3 protein-coding genes are annotated in these 4,064 nt (G+C 74.3%); 1 reads left to right on the top strand and 2 read right to left on the bottom strand.

From position 1 onward, the window contains the following. Positions 1-33 precede the first annotated feature (33 nt). Positions 34-1,689, bottom strand: coding sequence for a glycoside hydrolase family 20 protein (locus ACFWUQ_RS31230; protein WP_384544751.1), 1,656 nt, complete (start codon positions 1,687-1,689; stop codon positions 34-36). Between the two features lie 135 nt (positions 1,690-1,824). Then, a complete protein-coding gene (locus tag ACFWUQ_RS31225; protein WP_384544749.1) occupies positions 1,825-3,072 on the bottom strand; it encodes an MFS transporter in 1,248 nt (415 codons plus the stop codon). A gap of 216 nt (positions 3,073-3,288) precedes the next feature. Between ACFWUQ_RS31225 and ACFWUQ_RS31220 the strand changes: the two genes are divergently transcribed. Then, entirely contained in the window at positions 3,289-3,750 is a 462-nt protein-coding gene (locus ACFWUQ_RS31220; protein WP_384544747.1) for a MarR family winged helix-turn-helix transcriptional regulator, read from the top strand. Positions 3,751-4,064 lie beyond the last annotated feature (314 nt).

The raw sequence follows: 4,064 nt of genomic DNA, 5'->3' as shown, positions 1-4,064 counted from the left end.
GGCCCGAGGCGGTCACCGGGAGCGGCGAGGGGTTCAGAGGCGGTCGGCGAGGGCCTTGAACTCGGTCCAGGGCATCCGGGGCGCGCGCTCGTCCCAGACCTTCTGCGAGAGCGCGGCCAGCGGCAGCCCGATGCCCGCGGCGACCTGCGCCTGGGTCTGGGACCCGGCCAGGTCGCACCAGACGGCTAGGCGGGCGCCGAGGATCTGGTCCGCGTACCCGGCCGGCACGGGGGAGGTGCCCCGCAGCACCAGCGGGGTCCACTCCTCGTAGATCCGCCGACCGGTCGGGTAGGTGAACTGGTTCGGCTCGCCGAGCACGTAGTAGAGGTACTCGTCGTTGAGGTTGACCACCTTGCGGCCCTCGCGCAGGTACTCCAGCGGCGGGCGGGCGCCTATCTCCTTGCCGGTCCAGTACTCGACCTGGATGTCCTTGGCCGCACTGGTCACCCCGCCGCGGAAGAAGCCGTCGTTCCAGGCCTTGAGCGCCTTGCCCGAAGGCCGCACCACGTCGGCCCGGTCGTTGAGCCAGCCCGTCGCCAGGTCCTGGACGCGCGCCGTCGGCCCGTACCGCTGCTGCGCCGCGCGCGCGAGCTGCGGGAAGGAGGCCTGCGGGTCGCGTACGACGAGCGCCTGGTACTCGTCCGCCCCCAGGTGCCAGGCTCCGCCCGGGAACAGCGGCAGGTACTCGCGCAGCAGTTCGTCGATGAGCCGGGCCGACGCCGGGTTGGATATGTCGACGGCGCCCGCGATCGCCCTGCCCTGTACGTCGCGCAGTTGCAGATCGGGGTGGGCGCGCAGGACGGCGCCGAGGTGGCCGGGCGAGTCGATCTCGGGGACGACCGTGATGTGCAGCCGGGCGGCGAGGGCCGTGATGCTCCTGACCTGGGCCTTGGTGAGGTGCGGCGTGGAGACGATCTCCGGGTGGCTGTCGGACTCGATCCGGAACGCCTGGTCGTCGGAGAAGTGCAGGCCGAGCTGGTTGAGCTTGAGGTCGGCCATCTCCCGCAGCCGGTCCTCTATCCAGCCGGGGGTGAAGTGCTTGCGCGCTATGTCGAGGTTGAGACCGCGCTGGGGCTTGGCGGGCCCGTCCCGCACGGTGCCCTCGGGAGCCGAACCGCCGCTGCTCACGACCTGCTTGAGGGTCCGGGTCCCGTAGAAGACCCCGGCTTCGTCGGGCGCCGTGACCCGTACCCGGCCGCCGTTCACCGTGAGGGTGTACGACTCGGGCGGCCCGGAGCCCGCCGCTCCCAGGTCGAGCTCGACGTCGCCGTCCCGGGGGGCCTGCGCGTCGGCGAAGGCGATGCCCAGCTCACCGGCCAGCAGGCGGCCCTCGTCGGACAGCGCGGCCGTGTCGCCCTGGGCCACGACCACGCGGGCGCCGGGGGCGGGCTTCCAGCCGGGGCCCCGGGCAGGCGTGTGCTCGCGTACGGCGGGGACGGTGCGCGGGGCGGCCGAGAGGGGGTACGACGGGCTCGGTACGGGCTCGCGCGGGGCGGTGGCGGCACCCGGACCGGCCGGGTCGCCGGGCGCCGCGGTGCTCGCCGCCCCGGCCGGGGCGCTGGCCGGCGAGGTGGGGGCCGCGGGCTCGTCGGAGGCGGCCGTGCAGCCGGGCACTGCAAGGGTGACCAGCGCGGCGACCGCAGCCGTCGCGATGACGTGGACCCTCGTGTACCGCTTCGTGTTCCTCATCATGCGTCCATGTCCCCCGTACCAACCTGGCACGCGGGACACGGGCGCGCTACCGGGAGGGGAGGAGGGGCGCCGAGCGCGGCGGCAACGTCGTGGTCCCGGTCGCGGTCCCCGCATGCGGGGGGGCGCTGGTGATCAGGCGCGTACGGCCCCGGCGGCGGGCGCGGCCTCGGTGGGGGGCGCGGCGACGGGTGCGCCGCCCGTGACGATCCGGCCGGTGCGGCTCGCGCGGGCCGCCGTACGGCGCTCCAGCGCGCCGGAGACGAGGGCGAGCAGCAGGGCGGAGGCGGCGAGGGCCGCGCCCACCCAGTTCGGAGCGGTCCAGCCGAGGCCCGCGGCGAGCACGAGGCCGCCGAGCCAGGCCGCGAGGGCGTTGCCGAGGTTGAAGGCGCCGATGTTGACGGCGGAGGCCAGGGTGGGCGCGCCGGCAGCCTGGTCGAGGACCCGCTTCTGGAGCGGCGGTACGGTCGCGAAGCCGAGGGCGCCGATGAGGACGACGGTGACGGCGGCGCCGGCCTTGCTGTGCGCGGTGACCGTGAACAGGGCGAGGGTGAGCGCCAGCGCGCCCAGGGACACGTACAGCATCGGCATGAGCGCGCGGTCCGCGTAGCGGCCCCCGATCAGATTGCCGGCGACCATGCCGAGGCCGAAGAGGACGAGCAGCCAGGTCACGGAGGTGTCGGCGAAGCCCGCGACCTCGGTCATCATCGGGGTGATGTAGGTGATCGCGGCAAAGACGCCGCCGAAGCCGAGGACGGTCATCGCCATGGCCAGCAGCACCTGGACGTTGCGGAAGGCGGCCAGTTCGCGGCAGATGCGGACGCCGCCCTCGGGCCGCGGCAGGTCGGGTACCAGCCTTGCGATGCCGAGCAGGCCGAGGACGCCGAGCGCGGCGACGATCAGGAAGGTGACGCGCCAGCCCAGGGTCTGGCCGACCAGGGTGCCGAGCGGGACGCCGACGACGTTGGCCACCGTCAGGCCGGTGAACATCATGGCGATGGCGCCGGCCTTCTTCTCGGGCGCCACGAGTTCGGCGGCGACGACCGCGCCGATACCGAAGAAGGCCCCGTGGGCCAGGGAGGCCACGACGCGGCCGGCCAGCATGGTCTCGAAGGCGGGGGCGAGCGCGGAGAGGACGTTGCCCGCGATGAACAGGCCCATGAGGATCATCAGCATGCGCTTGCGCGGGACGCGGGTGCCCAGGACGGTCATGAGCGGGGCGCCGAGGACGACGCCGAGGGCGTAGCCCGTGACCAGGAAGCCCGCGGTGGGGATCGAGACGCCGTAGTCTCCGGCGACCTCGGGGAGCAGGCCCATGATCACGAATTCGGTGGTGCCGATCCCGAAGGCCCCGATGGCGAGGGCGAGCAGTGCGAGAGGCATGGAGGTGTCCTTGGGGGTGGGGAGGGGGAGGACGGGCGCGGCGGAAGGGGGCCGCTGCCGGGCGCGGGACGGTGGGGGCCGCGCCGCACATCTCCACGTTAGTTGCTGACGCGGGTTATATGCAAACGCCTACTATTTCGCCGGTGGCCTATCCTGGGGTGAAGGCACGGAACCGCAGGCCGCCCGGCATGCGGGTGCAGGCATGAAGGAGCAGCCATGACGGCCACGGACAGTGCGCTGACCGCTCTTGCCCAGGGCTGGTGCGCCCTCTCCGTCCTGCACGACCGGATCGAGTCGCACATCGAGCGGGCCCTCCAGGCGCGGCACGGCCTGAGCGTGCGCGAGTACTCGCTGCTCGACGTCCTCAGCCGTCAGCACAGCGAGCCGAACGGGCACCTGCGGATGGCGCAGGTCGCCGACTCCGTGGTCCTCAGCCAGAGCGCGACGACCCGCCTGGTCAGCCGGATGGAGGACCGCGGGCTGCTGAGCCGCTACATCTGCGCGACCGACCGGCGCGGCATCTACACCGATGTCAGCGAGGCCGGACTGGCCCTTCTGGCGCAGGCCAGGCCCACGAACGCCGCGGCCCTGCGCGAGGCCCTGGACGAGGCCGCGCGCAACCCTGAACTGGCCCCGCTGGTCGCGGTGGTGGAGAACACGGCCCCGGTCGCGCCCTGAGGGGTGCCCGGCGGATCACGCCGGGGCCGCCGGCGTGGACCCCGGCCTCAGACGGGCCCGGCGGACGGTGACTGCGGAACGGCAGTCCTCCGGCCGGGCGCCGACGGCGACACGCTCACCGACGGCGCGGATGCCTCCGGCTCGGAAGGCCGGGAAGGCTCGGGACGCGCGGTGTCCTCGGGACGCGCGGGACCCTCGGGGCGTCCCCACGGAGACGGCGGCGAGGACGGCGGGGTGGACGGCGACGCGGACGGCGCGGCCCCGGGCGCCGGCTCCGCGGACGGCCGCGGGCCCGGCGACGCGGCCTCCGGGTC

This window comes from Streptomyces sp. NPDC058662, from assembly GCF_042716255.1.
Classification (GTDB): Bacteria; Actinomycetota; Actinomycetes; order Streptomycetales; family Streptomycetaceae; genus Streptomyces.
Note: the sequence above shows the minus strand (reverse complement) of the source record. Positions and strands in the feature narration are given on the sequence as shown.